Origin of the sequence: Vibrio sp. Vf1514 (genome assembly GCF_052076135.1) — a bacterium.
GTDB classification, from domain to species: domain Bacteria; phylum Pseudomonadota; class Gammaproteobacteria; order Enterobacterales; family Vibrionaceae; genus Vibrio; species Vibrio furnissii.
Window position 1 is genome coordinate 2,726,007 of the sequence record NZ_CP197267.1, and the last position, 20,296, is coordinate 2,746,302.

Here is a 20,296-nt window from a genome sequence, read left to right on the forward strand (position 1 = left end):
ACCATTCACCCACCGCATTGTGATGTAATCTAGGTTCCTGGAAATCTCCCTGAATAGTGGGGACAGGAGTCAGAAAAGACAATAGCATTTACAATGTATTGCTTTTAGCGCGAAGATAATACCCTCAAGAGCATGTCGGTCATGCCCATCTCAACCGAACATTTTGAGGTCAATGGACTCACGTTGCATGGTTCCCTGACCATAGGTTACTCAGATGACACATTGCCCGCTCACGGCCAATGGGAACTCAGCGTGCTGTATTTTAAACTTAGAGTAGGATAACTCTAACTGGAGTTCGGGAATATAAACATTTTATGAACGCTAACCGAGAACATCAGTGCGATGTATTAGTCGTGGGAAGTGGTGCAGCAGGCTTGTCGTTAGCCCTGCGTATAGCCAAACATTGCAACGTCATCGTGCTGAGTAAAGGACCTCGCAGCGAAGGGTCGACCTATTACGCTCAAGGCGGGATTGCCGCGGTGTTTGATGAATCAGACAGCATTGATTCACACGTCCAAGATACCCTTATCGCTGGCGCAGGGATTTGCGAGCAAGAGACCGTTCGTTTTATTGCGGAGCACGCCAAAGAGTGCGTGCAGTGGTTGATCGACGGCGGCGTGCCATTCGATAAAGAAGAAGATAGCGACGAAGAAGAGCCGCGTTATCACCTCACTCGCGAAGGGGGTCACAGCCATCGTCGTATTCTGCATGCTGCCGATGCGACCGGCATGGCCGTACAAACCTCTTTGCAAGACAACGTCCACAATCATCCAAATATCACCTTGTTGGAACGCTACAATGCGCTCGATTTGATCACCGAGGATAAAATCGGTGGCCGCGCCGATAAAGTGGTTGGCGCCTATGTGTGGAACCGCAACGAAGAACACGTGGAAGTGATTCATTCGAAGTTTGTTGTCTTGGCAACCGGCGGGGCATCGAAGGTGTATCAGTACACCTCCAACCCCGATGTCTCTTCCGGTGACGGCATTGCGATGGCATGGCGTGCCGGGTGTCGCGTGGCCAACTTAGAATTTAACCAGTTCCACCCGACCTGTTTGTATCACCCAGATGCGCGAAACTTCCTGCTGACCGAAGCGCTACGCGGCGAAGGCGCTTACTTGCGTCGCCCAGATGGCTCACGTTTTATGCCCGATTTTGACGAACGCGCCGAACTGGCGCCGCGTGATGTCGTGGCGCGCGCGATTGACTTTGAAATGAAGCGTCTGGGCGCAGACTGCATGTATCTCGATATCAGCCACAAACCGGCCGACTTCATCGAAAAGCATTTCCCGATGATCTACAGCCGCTTGATGGACCTGGGCATCGACATGACCCAAGAGCCGATTCCGATTGTTCCAGCCGCGCACTACACCTGCGGCGGCGTGATGGTCAATCAGAACGGACAAACCGACCTTGAGCAGCTCTACGCGATTGGCGAAGTCAGCTACACCGGCCTGCACGGTGCCAACCGCATGGCCTCAAACTCCTTGCTGGAGTGTGTGGTTTACGCGTGGTCGGCGGCCAAAGACATTCTCAGCAAACTGAAAGACGCGCAGTTGCCCCCTAGCCTACCCGGTTGGGATGAAAGTCAGGTCACTTGCTCGGATGAAGAAGTGGTGATTCAGCATAACTGGCACGAACTGCGCCTGTTTATGTGGGACTACATGGGCATTGTGCGCACCGACAAGCGCTTGGAGCGCGCCTTACGTCGCATTCAACTGCTGCAACAAGAAACCCACGAGTACTACAGCAACTTCCGTGTGTCGAACAACCTGCTGGAACTGCGTAACTTGCTGCAAGTGGCAGAACTGATGGTGCGTTGTGCGATGCAGCGTAAAGAGAGCCGTGGCTTGCACTACACGCTGGACTATCCGGAGCTTGCAGAAGACAGCGGCCCGACGATTTTGACGCCGGATCAAGCATAACATCCAACGGGAGCGCTACAGCTCCCGTTTTAATCTCACCAACAATTGACGATATTCAACCTCTGAACAGCTATCACGCCACAACAACCAACGCAGCCCTGGCCCTTCGATGATCACAAACGCCCCCGCAAACAAACATTGCACGCGTGTGATCGCATGGCGCGCCTCTCCTATCACTAAGTAGCCGGAAAAATCGAACGCGACCTCACCACGCAGTGCTGGCGTCAACCAATGATGCAGCGGCACACGCAGGCTCATGCCAATAATGAGTAATGTAACAACAAGGGGAATCGGAGAGAGAAGTAACGCCCACAGCCCCCCTCCCCAAACAAGGATGGCGGCAATGCAGGCGTGATAAGAAGGTGTGAGGTGGAGCTTAACGCACTTTGCTGAGGTTATGAGCGACAATCTTGTCTACCATCGCGGCGTGACCAAGATTCTCGGAACGACCATGGCCCATGACCCAAGTAAACAGATCCGGATCATCACACTCAAGCAAAGACACAAAGTCTTGCTGTTCTGATTCACTCAACGTATCAAAACACTCTTCGAAAAATGGCATGATGACCACATCAAGCTCTAACATTCCACGACGACAGGCCCATTTAATACGCGCTTTTTCTTCCGCGGTGTACATCGGTTATCCTCACCTTATGATTATTTTCCGCCAAGTCTATCAAACACCGGGCTTGCTCAACTAGTAGCTCAGTCACAGTCCCTGTTCAAGCTGACAAAAAAGTTGATCCAGATTAACATAGTGGAAATTATTTCACTTAGGTGAAGGACATGAACTGGAAAACTACATTTGCTCCGCTCAGTGTCAACGCCAGCGATACGCTGCCTGAACTGATGCTCACTCATCTCGATTCTTGGGGTGCGATCACCATGGTCGGCGCTGACAAGAAAAACTACCTGCAGGGCCAAGTGACCTGTAACGTCGTCACCCTAACCGCCGATCAATCGATCTTTGGTGCACACTGTGATGCCAAAGGGAAAGTGTGGTCGGTATTTCGTTTGTTCCATCATCGTGATGGGTACGCCATGTTCCAGCCCAAATCTGCGATTGAAGCCGAACTGCGCGAACTGAAAAAATACGCCATTTTCTCCAAAGTCGAGATTGCCGAAAGCCCAGACATCGCACTCGGCGTGATTGGCACGCAGGCGCAAGCCTACATCGATCGCCTCAGCGATGCACAGGGGGATGTACGCGCGATTGACGGCGGAACAGCCGTTCGCATTAGCGAACAACGTTGGCTGCTGCTGGTCAATGAACAGACCGCAGAGCAGCTAGCCACCAACACCGACGCCACACGAGTCGACGCCGCACTGTGGACTCGTTTTGACATCGAAGACGCGATCCCCGTGATTGAACGTGCCGATCAAAACGAACACATTCCGCAAGCCGTGAACGTTCAGGCAGTCGATGGCATCAGCTTTACCAAAGGCTGTTACACCGGTCAGGAAACCGTTGCGCGCGCGAAATACCGCGGCATCAACAAACGGGCAATGTACATTGTCTCGGGCAATGTAACCACGCCACTGTCCGACAGTGACGCACACGAGATGGAACGCTCTGTGGGTGAAAACTGGCGCAGTGCGGGTCGCCTGATGGCGCACTACACCTTTGCCGATAACACCGCTATCGGTTTGATTGTGTTACCTAACAATCTGGAAGAAGGCACGGAACTACGTTTGACGGCACAACCCTCCACCCGTTGGACGATTCAACCGCTGCCTTATTCATTGGATGATGAATAACGCATTCAGCACGCCAATCACGCAGTATCTGGATGCGCAGCAGGTGCCCTATCGCCTGCTGCCGCATGCAACGCACGCCACCACCATCGAGGCGGCGGCCCGCCAACGCGGCATTGAACCCGCTCAGATGGTCAAATGCATTTTACTGCGCGATATGGGCGATCAGCTGGCCTTAGCGTGCGCGCCTGGCGATCGCAGTGTGGATCCCAAAAAAGTGCGCGCGCTGCTCCATTGGCGGCGAATGACCTGTGTGGATCTTTCGCAAGTCGAGCCCATCACGGGTTATGCCATCGGCACCGTCACCCCGTTGTTACTCAAAACACCGATGCCGATCATTTTTGATCATGCAATTTTGCAACACACGCTCGTCACCATCAGCAGCGGATCGACGTTGGCAGGCATTGCACTCGACGTAAACGATCTCGTCCACCTTTGTCGCCCTCAGTTTGCACACATTCAACGTGAATAAGTGATGCAAACCATGCAATCCATTACATGTGATCGTGATCAAGTTCTAAATTAAGATCATTTTGTTATGAATTTTTATACAATTTACAAACATAAATAGTCACAACTTTTTTTTTAGTTTACTCTCTCCTGCGTTGGTTAAAGTTCACGCAGAGGTACGACTCTGTTGATATCCTTCGCCAACAAAAAAGTGAATCCACTGATTGTTTCAGGACATCCACTTTTTGTGTAATGCATCTGTGACTATTTCGCCCGCATCTGATTGCGGGCTTTTTTTATACAAAAACATGACACCTTTTTTACCTTTTTTGCTGAAAGCCAACTATTCTTAAAACTGTCATATTGCTGTGGCTAAATAAGCGCCGTCTCAAGCCACGGAGAAGTTTTATCCACCCTATTTATTTGAGGTAAAGGTCACGCAATTATGGATATTTATCCATGAATTTGCTCAAGGCAGCACAAATATCTAATTTAGTCAGTAAACACTGCATGTATCCCTAGCTCAATCACACTATTTCCCTGGGGAATTTCTTATAATCTGCGGTGTGAAAACAACAAAGGATCGAAGTATGAGACTGTTTAAGCGCTATACGCCAGGTATGATTGCTAAACACGTAAGTCGTCTTTTTAAAGGAAGAATTTATATCTACGGGGTTGGTAAGTTTGAATTTGATAACGGCAAGCTGATATTGCCGGACCGCGCAGAACGGCGCCACTACCAAACCGTCAAAGAGGTCAACCAAGAGATCATGCGACTACGCTGCGCATACGCATAATTGACTTCACAACGATAGAATGAAAAAAGGGTTGGCCATCGCGCCAACCCTTTTGCATTGTATGGATTACGCCGTCGGCGACGTCCGCTGCGTTTTTGCCAGTTCCGGCAGATTACCTTTGAGCCCCAGTGCATATTTCATGATTTCGTCTTTCGCACCCGGCAATTGCCCTGCCAGGCGCATCCCGATACCACGAATCAATTTCTTGGCTGGGTTATTGCCTGAAAACAGATCTTTAAAACCTTGCATCGCCGCAATCATCTTCGCCGCTTCCGCTTTGCGCCAGCGCTCATACCCACGTAGGTTGCGCTTGCTGCCGATATCTTGCCCTTGGTGCCACAACGCCATCACTTCCTGCGCCAAACTCGCCGCGTCCAGCAAACCAAGGTTCACGCCTTGACCCGCCAAGGGGTGAATGGTGTGCGCTGCATCGCCGACCAACGCAACGCGCTCGACGACAAAGTCTCGGGCATAACGCATTTTAAGCGGGAACGCATGACGCTCGCCCACCACCTCGCACACGCCCAGTTTGGCGTCAAATTCCGCCGTCAGTGCTTTGTTGAACGCTTGAGCATCAAGCCCGACCAAGTGCTCGGCACGATTTGGGTCGGTCGACCACACGATCGAACTCATGTACGGATTCCCCAGCGGCAAAAAAGCCAAAGGCCCTTGAGGAGTAAAGATCTGGCGCGCGATCGATTCATGCGGTTCGGTGGTGCGCACATTCGCAACCACAGCACTGTGGCCGTAATCCCAATGCGTGAGCGGAATATCTTGTTGCTTGCGCACCCAAGAGTTGGCGCCATCAGCGCCCACCACCAACTTGGCTGTCAGCGCCTGTCCATTATTAAGCGTCAGCCACGCTTCGCTTTCGCCAATCGCTAAACTTTGGCACGTTGCCGGCATGTACAAAGAGACATTCGACTGCTGCTTCACTTGCTCCAGCAGCGCCAACTGAATCACGCGGTTTTCAACAATGTGGCCTAGATTGGGCTGCGTCAGATGGTTCGCATTGAATTCGATGCGCGCGAAACTATCTTGCTCCCACACTTCCATCGCCTGATAGGGCGCGGCGCGGCGGGCGGTGATGCCCTGCCAAGCATTGAGGTTTTGCAACATAATCTCGCTAGAACGGCTGAGCGCCGACACGCGCACGTCCGGCAACTCGCTCAATCCTTCTTGGGGTAATTTGCCTTCAATCACCGCAATTCGTAGTTCGGTATTTTTAAATGCCGCGGCGAGAGCAAGCCCGACCATGCCGCCGCCAACAATCGCAATATCCACGCTTTGCATCATAATTTCGTACCTTTTATCGATTCACCACACCCAGCGTGCGGCGCAGCAACGGAGATTTCAGCATTGGCAGATTATCCATCGCAGCCAAGCCCAGATTTCGCCCAATGCTCAACGTCAGCCAGTCGTTGGAAAACAGGTGTACCAGCGTCGACGTCAGTGTAATGGTGGCTTCGCGATCCGCTTCACGGCGCTGCCTAAACCGGTTGAGCTGCGCATAACTGCCGATCGCATCGCCGGCGGTGAGTTCTTCGGCCAGTGTTGCCACATCGCGAATGCCTAAGTTGAATCCTTGCCCCGCAATCGGATGCAGCGTTTGCGCCGCATTCCCGACAATCGCAAAGCGGTGAGAAATGTTCTGTTCACGGTAACGCAGCAACAGTGGGTAAGCACTGCGCTCGCCTGCTTTGATCAAGCGCCCTAGACGCCAGCCAAAGGCCGTTTGCAATCGCGCTAAAAACTCACTATCGCTGCATTGCATGACTTGCGCCGCCACTTCAGGAGGTAAACACCACACCAGCGACAAGCGGTTGTCACTCATCGGCAGCAGCGCCACTGGGCCGGTCGATGTAAAGCGTTCAAAAGCACGGCCTCGATGTGGCTCGCTCGCCACTACATTGGCAATGATCGCCACTTGGTTAAAGTCGTGTTCTGTGAGTGCCAATCCAATTTGCTGACAACACGTCGACACGGCGCCATCGGCCGCAACCAGCAATTGGCCTCGCAACGATTCACCGCTATTGAGTGTGACCGTCACCGCATCATTGTGACGCTCGACCGTTGAAACGCTGGCTGGGCAGAACACATGAATCGCAGCACTTTGCGCCATTTTTTCTGCGTAAATGCGGCCCACGTGTGCCAATTCAACCACATATCCCAGCGCATCCACACCAGCCGATTCGCGCGTGATATCGGTCATACCGGCATGCGAGCGATCCGACACATGAATCTGGGTGATCGGCGTGGCCACAGGGGCAATCGCTGGCCATAAAGCCAACTGGCGCAGAATACCCACCGTCCCATAAGAGAGTGCAATCGAGCGGGCATCGAACCCCGGATGCGCGTGATGATCCGTCTGATATGCTTCAATCACCGCGATGTTGAGACGCCCCTGACTCAACGTATCTAGCGCTAACGCCAACGTTGCGCCAGCCATGGCGCCACCAGCAATAATCACATCAAAAGATTTTGCCTCGCTCACTGCCGCCTCACTTAGTGAATCGTTGGTTCTGAAGCTTGTTGCGGTTTGGCGCCAAACTCTGCGTGCAGCGTCAAAACGCAAGCTTTCACATGCTCAATGACTTGCTCAAGCAATTGCGCTTGCTCGTCCATGTCATCGTCTTCATCAATGCCCAGCTTCGAGATCTCTTCCAGATCCTCTAACGCTTCTTTGGCGACGTTGGAGGCGCTTTGTACTTTCGCCCCCACCAAACCGAGGCCAGAAATAAAATGGTTCACCCATTCCGCCACGCTGTCGGCAAACTGAAAGAGCGCTTCGTCACCGTCAGTTGTTGGCAGCATCAGGGTCACTTCCAGATCCGTACTGATCAATTCTGCGTTGGTCGCGGTAAGCGTTTGCTCTGCCAGCGCCAGCACTTGCATCGGCCAGCCCATCCCATCATTGGTATAATCAAAAATCAGCGGCTGCCAACTTTTATCATTCAAACTCAAACCACCAGCCAGCATGCCGGTCAATAAGCCGTGCAATTCTGCCGGTGTGACCCCCAGCGATGCCGATTGCAGTTCGGAGGCTAAGTTTGCATAATTTGGAAACGTGTTGTCGCTCATAATGGGCTCGTCGTTGAAAAAATATGTTTAATCGTACCACTTCAACGATCCGGCGAAAATGCTCACGTCAGCAATTGTGACCAGCTTTTATGCAAATTGCCCAAGAACTGTGTTTTTGCCCAACCAAATCCAGCTTACGCGTGTGAAAAGCTTGAATCTTAGGAACGCTTTACCTATAGTTTGACCCTCGATGGTCACGTAAGCGATATCATCTTTAGTTACGCCAATAGAGTTCATTTATCATGAGTAATCAAGCGGTTGACGTTGAAATTTTAGGCAAAGTGACACGGGTTAATTGTCCGGCAGGCGAAGAAGAATCCCTGTTACGTGCCGCACAGGACCTCGACCAACGATTGAAAGATATGGCCGATCGTACTAAGGTATCGAATGAGGTAAAGCTACTGACAATCGCCGCGTTGAACATCTGTTACGAGCTGCAAACTAAGCAGCAAGAGAAAGACGGTCATCAATCGGCCATCAATGAGCGAATGGAAAAGCTCACCGCTTCACTTGAAGAAGCACTCAGTAAAGTCAAGCCAGGAGAGCTGTAGCCTTTACCATCCAAAGTTTTACCCTGGAGTGTTCGTCAGCGGATTTATGTCCCTGAGCCGATAAGCAACACGTAAGGGTTAGTACTTGGTAGCTATTGAGCATGCTCGGCTCGTACCGAGAAGCCTACGGTTATCCTTGCTGATCCGCCTTGAACCAGCTGGTTCAAGGGCTACAATCCTCAACGGCACTCTGGGGTTCCTCTATGCAATACTCTCGTCAGGCGCTACGTAAGCGCATTCGTCAGCAACGCAATCAACTGTCCAGCGACACGCAATACCAAGCCAGTCAGGATCTGATTCGCCGCTTTTCAGCGCTGCCGGAAATGCAGACCAGCCATCACATTGCGCTCTATTTATCTACTGATGGCGAGCTCGACACCCAGCCGCTGATCGACTGGTTGTGGTCGCAAGGCAAAGCCGTCTATCTCCCCGTGCTGCATCCGTTTTCTGCCGGTCACCTGCTGTTTCTTCACTATCAAAGCACCACACCGATGACTTATAACAAATTTGGTATTCTCGAGCCCAAGCTCAACCAAACCTTAGTCAAACCGGTGAAAGAACTCGACCTGATCTGCACGCCATTGGTGGCGTTTGATTCCCACGGCCATCGCCTCGGCATGGGAGGCGGCTACTACGATCGCACCCTCGCGCACTGGTTTCAAACCGGTGAAGGCGCCATGCCTTTGGGATTGGCGCATGATTGCCAACATGTTGATCAACTGCCAGTCGAAACCTGGGATGTTCCCCTACCGAAGATTGTCACGCCGAACCAGATTTGGCACTGGAAAGCGTGATCACTGCAAAATTAAGAGCACGGATAATGCCGCTATCGGAGTACATCTCCCGTTGGTTTGAGGGTATAATCGCGCCGCGCAAACGCGTTCCCCCACAGAATCGAAATCAGGAGAAAGGCATGACTCAAGATGAAATGAAAAAAGCCGCCGGTTGGGCTGCACTGAAATATGTAGAAAAAGGCAGCATTGTTGGTGTCGGTACCGGTTCAACGGTGAATCACTTCATCGATGCTTTGGGGTCGATCAAAGATGACATCAAAGGCGCAGTTTCAAGCTCAATTGCGTCCACCGAGAAACTCAAGGGCCTCGGCATTGAGGTGTTCGATTGTAACGATGTGGCTGGCTTGGACGTGTACGTCGATGGCGCGGACGAAATTAACCCGCATCGCGAAATGATCAAAGGCGGAGGTGCGGCGCTGACGCGTGAAAAAATTGTGGCGGCCATTGCCGACAAATTCATCTGTATCGTCGATGGCACCAAAGCGGTTGACGTCCTGGGAGGATTCCCGCTTCCCGTAGAAGTGATTCCAATGGCGCGCTCTTATGTGGCACGTGAACTAGTCAAACTGGGCGGTGATCCGGTGTATCGTGAAGGTGTTCTGACCGACAACGGCAACATCATTCTAGACGTGCACAACATGCGCATCACAGACGCCAAAGATCTGGAAAGCAAAATCAACGCGATTGCAGGCGTGGTGACCAACGGTCTGTTCGCTCACCGCGGAGCGGATGTGGTCATTACCGGTACCCCTGAAGGGGCTAAAATCGAAGAATAAGATTGGAAAAAACGTCTTTTTTCCGTCATTAGATTACAAACGGCACACTGGGTGCCGTTTTTTATTTCTTTTCTCGAAGAAAATTATGCCTTATTCCGTAATTTTCTTACCCAAAACAAAAAAAGTTTGTTAATTTATTGCGTAGAAGATACGCAATGCAAACGTTTGCTTTGTTATAAAAGGCTCAGTTATTACACGTTTCGCTTGATGTTCGCTTCATTTGCCCACCTTCCCATATTTAAGGACGAGAATAATGGCCAAAGTTTCACTGGAAAAAGACAAAATTAAAATCCTACTCCTTGAAGGACTTCACCCATCATCAGTTGAAGTGCTGCAAGCTGCTGGCTATAGCAACATCGAATACCACAAGGGCTCCTTAGAAGAATCAGAATTGCTCGAAGCGGTGAAAGATGTTCACTTCATTGGTATCCGTTCACGTACAAACTTGACGGAAGAAGTCATCAACGCGGCAGAGAAACTGGTCGCAATCGGCTGCTTCTGTATCGGTACCAACCAAGTCAACCTGAATGCAGCTGCCAAACGCGGTATTCCAGTGTTCAATGCGCCGTTCTCCAATACTCGTAGTGTGGCTGAGCTGGTTCTGGGTGAAATCCTATTGCTGCTGCGTGGCATTCCAGAGAAAAACGCCCTGGCTCACCGCGGTATCTGGAAGAAAAGCGCCGACAACTCTTACGAAGCTCGTGGTAAACGCCTAGGCATCATCGGTTACGGCCACATCGGTACTCAATTGGGTATCATTGCAGAAAACTTGGGGATGCACGTGTACTTCTACGACATCGAAAACAAACTGTCGTTGGGCAACGCCACTCAAGTGCACACCATGAGCGAGCTGCTGAATAAATGTGACGTGATTTCGCTGCACGTCCCAGAAACACCAGAAACCAAGAACATGATGGGCAAAGACGAATTTGCACGCATGAAACCCGGTTCAATTTTCATCAACGCCGCACGCGGTACCGTGGTCGACATTCCAGCATTGTGTGATGCGATGGAATCGGGCCATCTGGCTGGCGCGGCCATTGACGTGTTCCCAACAGAACCAGCATCCAACAAAGAAGCGTTTGAATCTCCGCTGATGCAATTTGACAACGTGATCCTGACACCGCATGTGGGCGGCTCCACTCAGGAAGCACAAGAAAACATCGGGATTGAAGTGGCTGGCAAGCTGGCGAAATACTCAGACAACGGGTCAACGCTCTCAAGCGTTAACTTCCCTGAAGTGTCGCTGCCTGAACATCGCCAAGCGTCTCGTCTGCTGCACATTCACGAGAACCGTCCCGGTATTCTGACGCAAATCAACACCATCTTTGCGCAAGACGGCATTAACATTGCCGCGCAGTACCTGCAAACCTCAGCCAACATTGGTTATGTGGTGATTGACGTTGAAAATGCACGCTCAGAAGAAGCCCTCGCGAAACTGAAAGGGATCGACGGCACCATTCGCGCGCGTATCCTGCACTAAGCGCCCCGCCAGCGGCGTATCGACGCCGCTTGGCTAAAAGCAAAAAAACCAGCCATTCGGCTGGTTTTTTTATGTGAGTCGCGAGCATGGGTTAACCACGTAGCGCACGTTCACCGCGTGCAATACCAACCACCCCACTGCGAGCAACTTCAATCACATCGGTCACTTCCGCAATCGCATGGATAAACGCATCGAGTTTTTCACTCGCGCCTGCAATTTGCACCGTGTATTGCGAAGCCGTTACATCAACGATTTGGCCGCGGAAGATATCCGCCGTGCGCTTAACTTCCGCACGCGCAAAACCGCTGGCTTTGACTTTTACCAACATCAGTTCACGCTCAATGTGGTCAAACTCCGTCACATCTTGCACTTTCAGAACATCAATCAGTTTGTGCAACTGTTTCTGAATTTGCTCCAACTGCATGTCGCTTGACGTTGTGGTGATGTTCAAGCGTGACAAGGTTTCATCGTCTGTCGGTGACACGTTGAGGCTTTCAATGTTGTAACCGCGTTGAGAGAACAACCCCACCACACGAGACAACGCACCCGGCTGGTTTTCTAGCAGTATTGAAATAATGTGTTGTCTCATCTTAAGTACGCTCCGTTTTGCTCAACCACATTTTGTCCATCCCCTCGCCTTTGATCTGCATTGGGTAGACGTGCTCCGTTTCATCGACGTTGATATCCACAAAGACCAGGCGATCTTTCATCTCCAATGCCTGTTTCAACCCAGATTCCAATTCATCTGGTGTTGAGATGCGGATCCCCACGTGACCGTAAGCTTCTGCGATCGCTGCAAAATCAGGCACAGAACTCATGTATGAGTTGGAGTGACGCCCCTGATAAATGATATCTTGCCACTGTTTCACCATGCCAAGGAAACGGTTGTTCAGGTTGATGATTTTCACCGGAATATCGTACTGCAGCGCAGTCGACAACTCTTGAATGTTCATCTGAATACTGCCGTCACCCGTCACGACGACCACTTCTTCATCCGGCATTGCGAACTTCACGCCCATACCCGCAGGCAGACCAAAGCCCATGGTGCCAAGGCCACCTGAGTTGATCCAACGACGCGGTTGATTGAACGGATAGTACAACGCTGCAAACATTTGGTGCTGGCCCACATCAGACGCCACATACGCATCGCCATTGGTGAGCTTGTGTAAGGTTTCAATCACTTGCTGAGGTTTGATGCGCTCAGATGAGGTTTCATACGCCAAGCATTGACGTTCACGCCAACTTTGAATCTCACTCCACCAATGATCCATGGCTTGTTCATCGTTGCGCGTGTCGAGATCCGCCAGCAGTTTGAGCATGGTTTCCAGCACTTGATCTGCCGACCCCACGATAGGGAGATCCACTTTGACGTTCTTCGAGATCGACGATGGATCGATATCAATGTGCATCACTTTTGCATTTGGGCAGTATTTCTCGAGGTTATTGGTCGTACGATCGTCAAAGCGCACGCCCACACCAAAGATCAGATCAGCGTTATGCATCGCCATGTTGGCTTCATACACACCGTGCATCCCCAACATGCCTAGGAAATTCTTGTGGGTGCCCGGAAACGCGCCCAACCCCATCAAGGTACTCACGACGGGCAGATTCAAGGCCTCTGCCAGTTTGAAAATTTGCTGATGCGCTTCAGAAATGATGGCACCGCCGCCGATGTACAGCACCGGTTTTTTGGCGTCCAACAACGCTTTGAGTGCTTTTTTGATCTGACCTTTATGACCCGATGTCGTCGGGTTGTAAGAGCGCATTTTGACCGATTCTGGGTATTGGTACGGGAGTTTGATCTGCGGGTTCATCACATCTTTGGGCAAGTCGATCACGACCGGACCAGGACGGCCAGTTGATGCGATGTAAAATGCTTTTTTGATCGTTTCAGGGATATCTTCCGCTTTTTTCACCAAAAAGCTGTGTTTTACGATCGGACGTGAGACGCCGACGATATCACACTCTTGGAACGCGTCATTGCCGATCAGATTGGTCGCCACGTTACCTGAAATAACGATCATCGGAATGGAATCCATGTAGGCCGTCGCAATGCCGGTGACGGTATTGGTGGCACCAGGGCCAGAGCAGACGAGCACCACACCCGGCTTGCCGGTTGCGCGAGCGTAACCATCGGCCATGTGGGTTGCCGCTTGTTCGTGACGAACGAGGACGTGTTTGATTTTGTCGGTTTTTTCGTGGAGGGCGTCGTAGATATCAAGAACGGAACCACCGGGGTATCCAAAAATTTGCTCTACGCCTTCTTCGATCAGAGATTGAACCACCATCTCTGCGCCGGATAACATTGCCATATTTTCTCCTTACCAGAGCCGAACACAAGGTCAGTCAACGGTTCTGGTTATACATAGTTAGGGCTTATTCGTAGCCTAATTCGAAAACTCTCCGCTTTCGGCTATGTCCCGCACTTGTCATAACAAGCGCTAAGGTAACGCAACAACTGTAACGCTTTATTTTCATCAGGTCTAACGGCGAAAATGGCGCATTTTTAATAAGATATGGCAAAAAAACGGATATTAAGTATTCAATTCCAAATGTAGGAGCAGAATTAGGCGAGAGAACAATGAAGTGGATAAAAAAAAGTGGAATATTTTGTCGAGGGGCAATTAAAACCACAGAAAATCGCAGAGTGATTCAATTTTTCAGCGCTAGAAAAACAAACATCCCCGCGAGGGTCACTCTGCGAGGATGTCGTTTATCACCATGACGGCCAAAGGCACTTAAGAGTGCTTATCTTTTGGTCGGTCTTGGTACATTTCTTCGATTTCGTGCTGATAACGGTCATGAATGACTTTTCTACGCAGTTTTTGCGTTGGCGTCAGTTCGCCATCATCCATGGAAAAGGCTTTTGGCAGTAGCTTAAACCGCTTCACTTGCTCAAACTTCGCCAAGCCATGTTGCAACTCATTCACCCGCTTTTCAAACATCTCGATGATCTGGCTGTGTTTCAGCAGTTCCAAGCGATCGTGGTATTTGATGTTCAGCTCTTTGGCATGCTCTTCAAGCGCATCAAAACACGGTACAATCAGTGCCGAGACAAACTTACGCGTGTCGGCAATCACCGCAATCTGTTCTACAAAATGATCTTTGCCAATCGCGCCTTCAATCACCTGCGGCGCAATGTATTTGCCGCCAGATGTTTTCATCAACTCTTTAATGCGATCGGTAATAAACAAATTCCCCTGCTCATCGATATGACCCGCATCGCCCGTTTTCAAGAATCCATGTTCATCAAACGTCTGCGCGGTTTCTTCTGGCATTTTGTAGTAGCCACGCATCACCATGGGGCCACGCACCAGAATTTCGTTGTTCTCACCAATTTTCACTTGAGCGCCCGGCATGGTCATGCCGATCGAGTCTGGGTCAAAACACCGGTCATCCCAACACGAAATCGTCGCGGTGGTTTCGGTCATACCGTAGCCCAATTTGACATTGATGCCGATGGCATGGAAAAAACGGCCAATGGTTTCATCCAACTTCGCGCCACCGCACGGCATAAAGTTAATGCGCCCCCCCAGCAGCCCACGCAGTTTGCTGAGCACCAATTTGTCGGCCAACTGATGGCACTGTTTCAGCGCCCAAGATGGCGTGCGTTTTTCCTGATGACAGCGCGCTATTTTAGCGCCCATGTTCACAGACCATGTAAACATCACTTTGCGGTGCAATGGCGCACGCGCCACTTTTTCGTGGATCGCCGAGAAGATTTTCTCGTAGAAGCGTGGCACTGCGCACATGACGGTAGGACGAACCTGGCTCAGTGCGTCACGGACCTGACCAACATCTTGCAAATAACAGTTGGTCGCGCCTTTGTAGAGCACGTAAAACGTCCATGCGCGTTCAAACACATGAGACAGCGGTAGGAAGCAGAGCGAGACATCGTCTTGGCTCAAGTTCAGACGTTGATCGTGCCCTTCGAGCTGCGCGCCAACGTTGCGATAATCGAGCATCACACCTTTCGGCTTGCCCGTGGTGCCGGAGGTATAAATCAGGGTAAACAGGTCATCATCATTGGCCTGTTCCAAACGCTCATCGAGCAGTTCGCCGGATGTATTCTCGCCCAAAGCAACAAACGCCTGCCAGCTCATGGCGAAATCACAGTCGCCAAGCGCAATCGCATCGCTCATGGCCACGATCAGCTGCAGCTGATCGCATTGTTCAAACATGGCCACCGCCGCATCAAACTGCGGCTGTTCGCCGACAAACAGCACTTTGACATCCGCATCTTGCAGAATGTAAGCCGCTTGTTCAGCAGTATTGGTTGGGTAAATCGGCACGGTCACCGCTCGAATCTGCAGTGCGGCAAAATCGGCGATCGTCCATTGCGGCATGTTGTTGGAAAAAATCCCGATCTTGTCCTGAACATCCAGCCCGAATGCCAGTAACGCCATCGACATTGCATCCATCTCTTCACCGAACTGAGTCCAGCTGATGCCTTGCCATTCGTTGTCCACTTGATGTTTCAACGCGATACGACTACCGCCAAGAGCAACCTGCTCTCGAATGCGTTTAACGATATGAAAATCTAAATTGGCCATCTTCTTTACCTATAGCTTACACATGTAAGCTCTTTTGAGCGCACAAGTGTACATTCAGTGATAAAAAAGGCAACTGACAGATGTCATAGTTATGGATGAAAGTCTGGCGTGAGCGCAATAAAAAAGCCTTAGATCGGGACAACCCAATCTAAGGCTAAATAAAGAGGCATTTAGTACTATTTGAATGCAACCACTTCGCCGCAGATCATCATCAATTGATCGCGTAGCCAGATGTGGCCTTTGTCTTTTTCACTCGATTCATGCCAGCTCAGGTAACCGCTGATATTGCCATTGTCGAATGGGAATTCAAGCACTTGCAGCTGGTCTTTGTTGGCAGCGTTTTCAACCATCCAACGAGGTGCAATGGTCACCAACTCAGACTGACCAACCACGTACAGCACGTTGCTTAGGCTCGTGCCTTCGTAGCTTGGTTGGCAATCAAGGTCACGATACGCTTGCTCAGAGAAGCTGCGTTGACCATGAATTTTTGACAATTTTGCATGTTGCTCATTCGCCAGAGCTTCTGGGCTCACGGCACCTTGAATGCGTGGGTGCGATTTCGCCGCCACTACCACCAATTCGTCTTGGAAGATTTCAGTGCTTGAGAAACCTTGCTCATCAAAACGAGCGTAATCAATTACAAAATCAATTTCTTGGTAGCGCATACGCTCCGCCAGTTTACGGTCGAATTCTGCATCCAAGTGCAGTTGCACGTTCGGTGCTTGTTCGTAAATGCTGGACATGATTTTAGGTGCAAAACGAATGTCACATGGGCTGCAGATCGCCAACTTGAACAAACGTGTTGACGTTTCTGGTGAGAACACCGAACTTGGCAGCTCATTGCGAATCAATTGCAGCGCTTGGCGAATCGGACCAAACAGTTGACGCGCACGCTGAGTCGGTTGAATCCCGCGACCTTGGCGCATAAACAGTTCGTCGTTAAACATCACTTTTAAACGCGCAACGGCGTTACTCACTGCTGGCTGTGACATTCCCAAGTTGTGCGCTGCACGGGTAATATTTTGCTCTTGCATTACTGCATCAAACACAGTCAGTAGGTTGAGGTCCACACCACGCAGTGTGCTCTCCATTCGATAGCTCGCAATCGCGCTCATCGGATCTTTTTTGTCTAACATTAGGCACGCCTCTTATTTTTATTCTGATATCTGTCGCCGGAGACCCAACGACATAAATGATTTCGGTTGGCGAATAGATAACCGTCGTTTGTAGTATTTATTACCCGGATACTTCCAAGGGGTACGCTACTATCAACCATTCATTTATCGAATAGCAATAAGATTGATAAAATCTCAGTTTATTTTACCAAGCACCAAAAAAATCCAATATTTTTCAATGATTTGATGTTTTATAAAAAAACATAAAAAATCACTTTTATGCTATTTTTACAAAACATTGACGAGATTAATACATAGGATTATGCGCGAAACCTAATATTCACATGCGCTATGAGAGGTGAGCAAGTTAATCGACAGCATCATTAGTTTGTCGAAACGTAACTGGGGAAGTCAACTTGTTGCCACAATGTGTTGCATAGCTCAGAATGATCATCCCAGCGTCCCTTCATCACCCATTCTGTTATCGCACTGGCAACGTTTGGATACACGACGCGTTCTGCTTGTTTTTCATCCAACCATTTGCTGACAGCCGACGCATCCAGAAAGTCCATCACAGAGGCCAACCCCAAAATATCGAGGGTAGCAACATTACTCTGCTGCTCAAATTGGCCATTGAGTGGCTTGAGCAACAACTTTTTCCCCAACGACAACGCTTCGGAAGGCAATTCAAATCCACCATTGGCAATCACGCCCGCACAGCATTGAAGATGCTGATGAAACTGCGCGTGACACAACGGGCGAAGCTCCACGTTTTCAATCAACTCCGCTTCAATGACGTGAGGGTGATAGAAAACAAAGTGTTGATTTACAAAGCGAAAAATCATTTCACACACCTGTTCAATCTGCTCAAATGGCAAGTACACCAAAATGTAATCTTGGTTGACATTGGCCGTGTCCGCGGTGTGAACAATCGGTGGCAGAATCGGCTGATCGAAGTGATACCAATGCAATCCTAAGTGATAATCGGCGGGTGCAAAGCGCTGCATGATGAGCTTATCCAACCACGTCGCCCCTTTGAGCGGCACGGGATAACGAAAGGCATTTTGATGACTGATCCCAATGCACGGAATACCTTGTCGCTTGGCAGCCCAAGCAGACACGGGTTCAAAGTCATTCAACACGAGGTCGTAGTCAGAGAGGTCAAGCTGTTTAATTTCTTGCCATAATTGCGCAGGACTGTTGTTAAAAGCAGTTTTGACGTAATTGACTTGGCCTTGCTGGGTTGCAAACGTCAGTCCACGGCGAGTTTGGTAGTGGCCAAAGCATTCCATCGAGAAGTATTTGCTCTCGTCGCGGCCAGAAAATAGAAAATCAACCTGAACGCCTCGTTCACGAAACGCCTCACACATCACGCGGGCACGCGTAATGTGTCCATTTCCAGTGCCTTGCACGCCATACAAAATGTTCAAGCCATCGTCTCCAACCACGTCATCGCCAACGTCGCACAGCCCATTCCCAGCAGCGCGCCAATAATCACATCCGATAAAAAGTGCACTCCAAGCAGAATTCGAGCGCTGCCAATCAGCGCCGCCCACATCAACGCGACGCCATAAATATCGGGATAACATTGACCAATCAAAGTCGCCATCACAAACGCAGCCGCCGTATGGCCAGACGGTAAACTGTAGCGATCCGAAGGGGTAATGAAAGCGGTGAGCAGTGGGGATAGCTCTTGAGGTCGGCGGCGCTGAAAACTGTTTTTCAGGCCCCAATAAATCGGCAGTTCAATCGCGAATGCGAGCAATCCCGCCAGTAAAAAATATTGCCCGTGTTGGCCATCCAGCCACCAAGCCAGAACACCAAACAACGCGTAGAGATGGCCATCGCCCGTGTGCGATACCGCTTTGCTGATCCGAGCAATGGGTTGGTTAAACTTGTGTTGTAAGCAGAAAATTGAAAAGGCTAAGTCCAGCTTAGCGATAGGCTCGATGGTACGCATCCGCATCTCCTCTCCCTGTTGAGTCTCCTATCTAGGCACAAGATAAGAGGGAGAGATGACAACTCCGTGATGCTTTGTTTGTAAATGGATGACAATTGCCGTTTATTTCACCAGCAAAAAACCATCTTCCATTAAACGAATATTGTGCTCAATGAGCCGGTCCAAAAATTCTTCATTCAGTTCAATGCCATGCACCGCAAGTAACGCTCGAGGCGCAATAAACGGAAAGACCATCAGGCTTATATAAGAGACACGACACAACTGGGGATCCGCATCGGGCCGAATCACACCCCGTTGAATCAGCTTTTGAAACATCATGTCTTGTACCGGCTTCGTCACATCCAATATAACCTTTTCGATCAGTTGGCGTTGCAGTTCAGAAGGTGGCATCTGCATCACTTGCATGATCAAACGGGGAAAATGCGGCACTTTGATCATCTCGCGATAGTAAGTACGCATCAGTTCCGTCAGGTTCTTGTGATTGCTGTCTGCCAGCAGTTGCGTGATCTGCGCTTTCATCGGCGCCAACGTTTCACGCAGCATGGTTTCAAACAAGCCGCCTTTGTTTCCAAAGTAGTTGCGAATCATGCCAATATCGACACCGGCTTTCTGGGCAATCAAGCGCGTTGAGACCTTGTCGTAGTCCATCACGGTGAATAGTTCCGTGGCTTGTTGCAACAGTAGCTCACGCACATCCGTGGGTTGTTGCGGGCGCCCCGCTTTTCTTGTACTCATGCTCGACACCGCTCTATTCATCAATCGATGAATTATAGAAGCATCTGCGGGCACTGAATAGCATCAGGATAAAAAACCGCCGACTCAGTAGAAAATACTAATTTTTACCGCGTTAAAACCAAAAGCTCTTGAGCATGAATAAAAAATCAACTTTAGGGTTGACGTGAATCAGCGAGTGCGGTACTAATTTGTTAACTTAAATTTGTGGATTGTTACTAATGACAACACGTTTTTCACTGCTCCTTAGCCTCCTCCTTATCGTGAATCCATCGCGCGGGTAGGTAGTGGCAGAAAAACACCACAACAGAATCACAGAAACCC

20 protein-coding genes and 1 other RNA gene are annotated in these 20,296 nt (G+C 50.2%); 9 read left to right on the top strand and 12 right to left on the bottom strand.

The window, feature by feature from the left end; genetic code table 11:
- Positions 1–314 precede the first annotated feature (314 nt).
- Positions 315–1,925, top strand: a complete 1,611-nt coding sequence (gene nadB / locus ACS18Q_RS12575; protein ID WP_004729161.1) for an L-aspartate oxidase — start codon at positions 315–317, stop codon at positions 1,923–1,925.
- 15 nt (positions 1,926–1,940) lie between these two features.
- Here nadB and ACS18Q_RS12580 read toward each other — a convergent pair whose 3' ends face one another.
- Both ACS18Q_RS12580 and ACS18Q_RS12585 read right to left on the bottom strand, forming a co-directional pair.
- The gene (locus ACS18Q_RS12580) at positions 1,941–2,171 is read right to left on the bottom strand and encodes a hypothetical protein (protein ID WP_231623435.1); all 231 of its coding nucleotides are present in this window, start codon (positions 2,169–2,171) and stop codon (positions 1,941–1,943) included.
- A 130-nt stretch (positions 2,172–2,301) separates the two neighbouring features.
- Positions 2,302–2,562, bottom strand: coding sequence for an FAD assembly factor SdhE (locus ACS18Q_RS12585; protein WP_004729165.1), 261 nt, complete (start codon positions 2,560–2,562; stop codon positions 2,302–2,304).
- Positions 2,563–2,711: 149 nt separating this feature from the next.
- Between ACS18Q_RS12585 and ygfZ the strand changes: the two genes are divergently transcribed.
- From ygfZ to ACS18Q_RS12600, 3 genes are all read left to right on the top strand, one after another.
- Entirely contained in the window at positions 2,712–3,683 is a 972-nt protein-coding gene (gene ygfZ, locus ACS18Q_RS12590) for a tRNA-modifying protein YgfZ (protein ID WP_238773606.1), read from the top strand.
- Positions 3,676–4,152, top strand: coding sequence for an aminoacyl-tRNA deacylase (locus ACS18Q_RS12595; RefSeq protein WP_004729169.1), 477 nt, complete (start codon positions 3,676–3,678; stop codon positions 4,150–4,152). The genes ygfZ and ACS18Q_RS12595 overlap by 8 nt, the downstream gene beginning before the upstream one ends.
- 568 nt (positions 4,153–4,720) lie before the next feature.
- Positions 4,721–4,927, top strand: a complete 207-nt coding sequence (locus ACS18Q_RS12600; RefSeq protein ID WP_014204432.1) for a DUF1107 domain-containing protein — start codon at positions 4,721–4,723, stop codon at positions 4,925–4,927.
- Positions 4,928–4,993: 66 nt separating this feature from the next.
- Here the strand turns inward: ACS18Q_RS12600 and ACS18Q_RS12605 are convergent, their stop codons facing one another.
- From ACS18Q_RS12605 to ACS18Q_RS12615, 3 genes are read right to left on the bottom strand one after another with little or no spacing between them, the layout of a single operon-like run.
- Positions 4,994–6,223, bottom strand: a complete 1,230-nt coding sequence (locus tag ACS18Q_RS12605; RefSeq protein WP_238825920.1) for an FAD-dependent 2-octaprenylphenol hydroxylase — start codon at positions 6,221–6,223, stop codon at positions 4,994–4,996.
- Between the two features lie 13 nt (positions 6,224–6,236).
- Positions 6,237–7,421, bottom strand: a complete 1,185-nt coding sequence (gene ubiH, locus ACS18Q_RS12610; protein ID WP_004729174.1) for a 2-octaprenyl-6-methoxyphenyl hydroxylase — start codon at positions 7,419–7,421, stop codon at positions 6,237–6,239.
- Between the two features lie 11 nt (positions 7,422–7,432).
- Positions 7,433–8,008, bottom strand: a complete 576-nt coding sequence (locus ACS18Q_RS12615; protein ID WP_441257132.1) for a YecA/YgfB family protein — start codon at positions 8,006–8,008, stop codon at positions 7,433–7,435.
- A gap of 242 nt (positions 8,009–8,250) precedes the next feature.
- On the opposite strand from ACS18Q_RS12615, the gene zapA reads away from it, so the two are divergent.
- The 5 genes from zapA to serA all read left to right on the top strand — a co-directional run bounded on the left by zapA (position 8,251) and on the right by serA (position 11,612).
- Complete coding sequence (gene zapA, locus ACS18Q_RS12620) at positions 8,251–8,559, top strand: cell division protein ZapA (protein WP_004729178.1); 309 nt, start codon at positions 8,251–8,253, stop codon at positions 8,557–8,559.
- A gap of 17 nt (positions 8,560–8,576) precedes the next feature.
- Positions 8,577–8,760: non-coding RNA, 6S RNA (gene ssrS / locus ACS18Q_RS12625), on the top strand.
- A 2-nt stretch (positions 8,761–8,762) separates the two neighbouring features.
- Positions 8,763–9,353 carry a 5-formyltetrahydrofolate cyclo-ligase gene (locus ACS18Q_RS12630; protein ID WP_441257133.1) on the top strand — a complete coding sequence of 197 codons (591 nt, stop codon included), beginning with the start codon at positions 8,763–8,765 and terminating at the stop codon, positions 9,351–9,353.
- A 119-nt stretch (positions 9,354–9,472) separates the two neighbouring features.
- A complete protein-coding gene (gene rpiA / locus ACS18Q_RS12635) occupies positions 9,473–10,129 on the top strand; it encodes a ribose-5-phosphate isomerase RpiA (protein ID WP_014204428.1) in 657 nt (218 codons plus the stop codon).
- 253 nt (positions 10,130–10,382) lie between these two features.
- Positions 10,383–11,612 carry a phosphoglycerate dehydrogenase gene (gene serA, locus ACS18Q_RS12640; RefSeq protein WP_004729184.1) on the top strand — a complete coding sequence of 410 codons (1,230 nt, stop codon included), beginning with the start codon at positions 10,383–10,385 and terminating at the stop codon, positions 11,610–11,612.
- A 91-nt stretch (positions 11,613–11,703) separates the two neighbouring features.
- Here serA and ilvN read toward each other — a convergent pair whose 3' ends face one another.
- The 7 genes from ilvN to ACS18Q_RS12675 all read right to left on the bottom strand — a co-directional run bounded on the left by ilvN (position 11,704) and on the right by ACS18Q_RS12675 (position 19,975).
- On the bottom strand, positions 11,704–12,201 hold the full coding sequence (gene ilvN, locus ACS18Q_RS12645) for an acetolactate synthase small subunit (protein WP_004729186.1): 498 nt from the start codon (positions 12,199–12,201) through the stop codon (positions 11,704–11,706).
- A gap of 1 nt (position 12,202) precedes the next feature.
- The gene (locus ACS18Q_RS12650; RefSeq protein ID WP_004729188.1) at positions 12,203–13,924 is read right to left on the bottom strand and encodes an acetolactate synthase 3 large subunit; all 1,722 of its coding nucleotides are present in this window, start codon (positions 13,922–13,924) and stop codon (positions 12,203–12,205) included.
- Positions 13,925–14,350: 426 nt separating this feature from the next.
- Positions 14,351–16,165 carry an AMP-dependent synthetase/ligase gene (locus tag ACS18Q_RS12655; RefSeq protein WP_441257134.1) on the bottom strand — a complete coding sequence of 605 codons (1,815 nt, stop codon included), beginning with the start codon at positions 16,163–16,165 and terminating at the stop codon, positions 14,351–14,353.
- A 176-nt stretch (positions 16,166–16,341) separates the two neighbouring features.
- A complete protein-coding gene (gene leuO / locus ACS18Q_RS12660) occupies positions 16,342–17,301 on the bottom strand; it encodes a transcriptional regulator LeuO (RefSeq protein WP_004729191.1) in 960 nt (319 codons plus the stop codon).
- A 362-nt stretch (positions 17,302–17,663) separates the two neighbouring features.
- A complete protein-coding gene (locus ACS18Q_RS12665) occupies positions 17,664–18,710 on the bottom strand; it encodes an MJ1255/VC2487 family glycosyltransferase (protein ID WP_441257135.1) in 1,047 nt (348 codons plus the stop codon).
- On the bottom strand, positions 18,707–19,240 hold the full coding sequence (locus tag ACS18Q_RS12670) for a phosphatase PAP2 family protein (RefSeq protein WP_004729194.1): 534 nt from the start codon (positions 19,238–19,240) through the stop codon (positions 18,707–18,709). The genes ACS18Q_RS12665 and ACS18Q_RS12670 overlap by 4 nt, the downstream gene beginning before the upstream one ends.
- A 102-nt stretch (positions 19,241–19,342) precedes the next feature.
- Entirely contained in the window at positions 19,343–19,975 is a 633-nt protein-coding gene (locus ACS18Q_RS12675) for a TetR/AcrR family transcriptional regulator (RefSeq protein WP_441257136.1), read from the bottom strand.
- Positions 19,976–20,296: the final 321 nt, after the last annotated feature.

Bases quoted from the DNA above. Each gene is read 5' to 3' on its own strand.
- ACS18Q_RS12675 (WP_441257136.1), bottom strand. From the start codon at position 19,975: ATGAGTACAAGAAAAGCGGGGCGCCCGCAACAACCCACGGATGTGCGT.
- ACS18Q_RS12600 (WP_014204432.1), top strand. From the start codon at position 4,721: ATGAGACTGTTTAAGCGCTATACGCCAGGTATGATTGCTAAACACGTA.
- nadB (WP_004729161.1), top strand. From the start codon at position 315: ATGAACGCTAACCGAGAACATCAGTGCGATGTATTAGTCGTGGGAAGT.
- ACS18Q_RS12605 (WP_238825920.1), bottom strand. From the start codon at position 6,223: ATGATGCAAAGCGTGGATATTGCGATTGTTGGCGGCGGCATGGTCGGG.
- ygfZ (WP_238773606.1), top strand. From the start codon at position 2,712: ATGAACTGGAAAACTACATTTGCTCCGCTCAGTGTCAACGCCAGCGAT.
- ACS18Q_RS12595 (WP_004729169.1), top strand. From the start codon at position 3,676: ATGAATAACGCATTCAGCACGCCAATCACGCAGTATCTGGATGCGCAG.
- ACS18Q_RS12670 (WP_004729194.1), bottom strand. From the start codon at position 19,240: ATGCGTACCATCGAGCCTATCGCTAAGCTGGACTTAGCCTTTTCAATT.
- leuO (WP_004729191.1), bottom strand. From the start codon at position 17,301: ATGTTAGACAAAAAAGATCCGATGAGCGCGATTGCGAGCTATCGAATG.
- ACS18Q_RS12585 (WP_004729165.1), bottom strand. From the start codon at position 2,562: ATGTACACCGCGGAAGAAAAAGCGCGTATTAAATGGGCCTGTCGTCGT.
- ACS18Q_RS12650 (WP_004729188.1), bottom strand. From the start codon at position 13,924: ATGGCAATGTTATCCGGCGCAGAGATGGTGGTTCAATCTCTGATCGAA.
- ACS18Q_RS12615 (WP_441257132.1), bottom strand. From the start codon at position 8,008: ATGAGCGACAACACGTTTCCAAATTATGCAAACTTAGCCTCCGAACTG.
- serA (WP_004729184.1), top strand. From the start codon at position 10,383: ATGGCCAAAGTTTCACTGGAAAAAGACAAAATTAAAATCCTACTCCTT.
- ilvN (WP_004729186.1), bottom strand. From the start codon at position 12,201: ATGAGACAACACATTATTTCAATACTGCTAGAAAACCAGCCGGGTGCG.
- ACS18Q_RS12630 (WP_441257133.1), top strand. From the start codon at position 8,763: ATGCAATACTCTCGTCAGGCGCTACGTAAGCGCATTCGTCAGCAACGC.
- ACS18Q_RS12655 (WP_441257134.1), bottom strand. From the start codon at position 16,165: ATGGCCAATTTAGATTTTCATATCGTTAAACGCATTCGAGAGCAGGTT.
- rpiA (WP_014204428.1), top strand. From the start codon at position 9,473: ATGACTCAAGATGAAATGAAAAAAGCCGCCGGTTGGGCTGCACTGAAA.
- zapA (WP_004729178.1), top strand. From the start codon at position 8,251: ATGAGTAATCAAGCGGTTGACGTTGAAATTTTAGGCAAAGTGACACGG.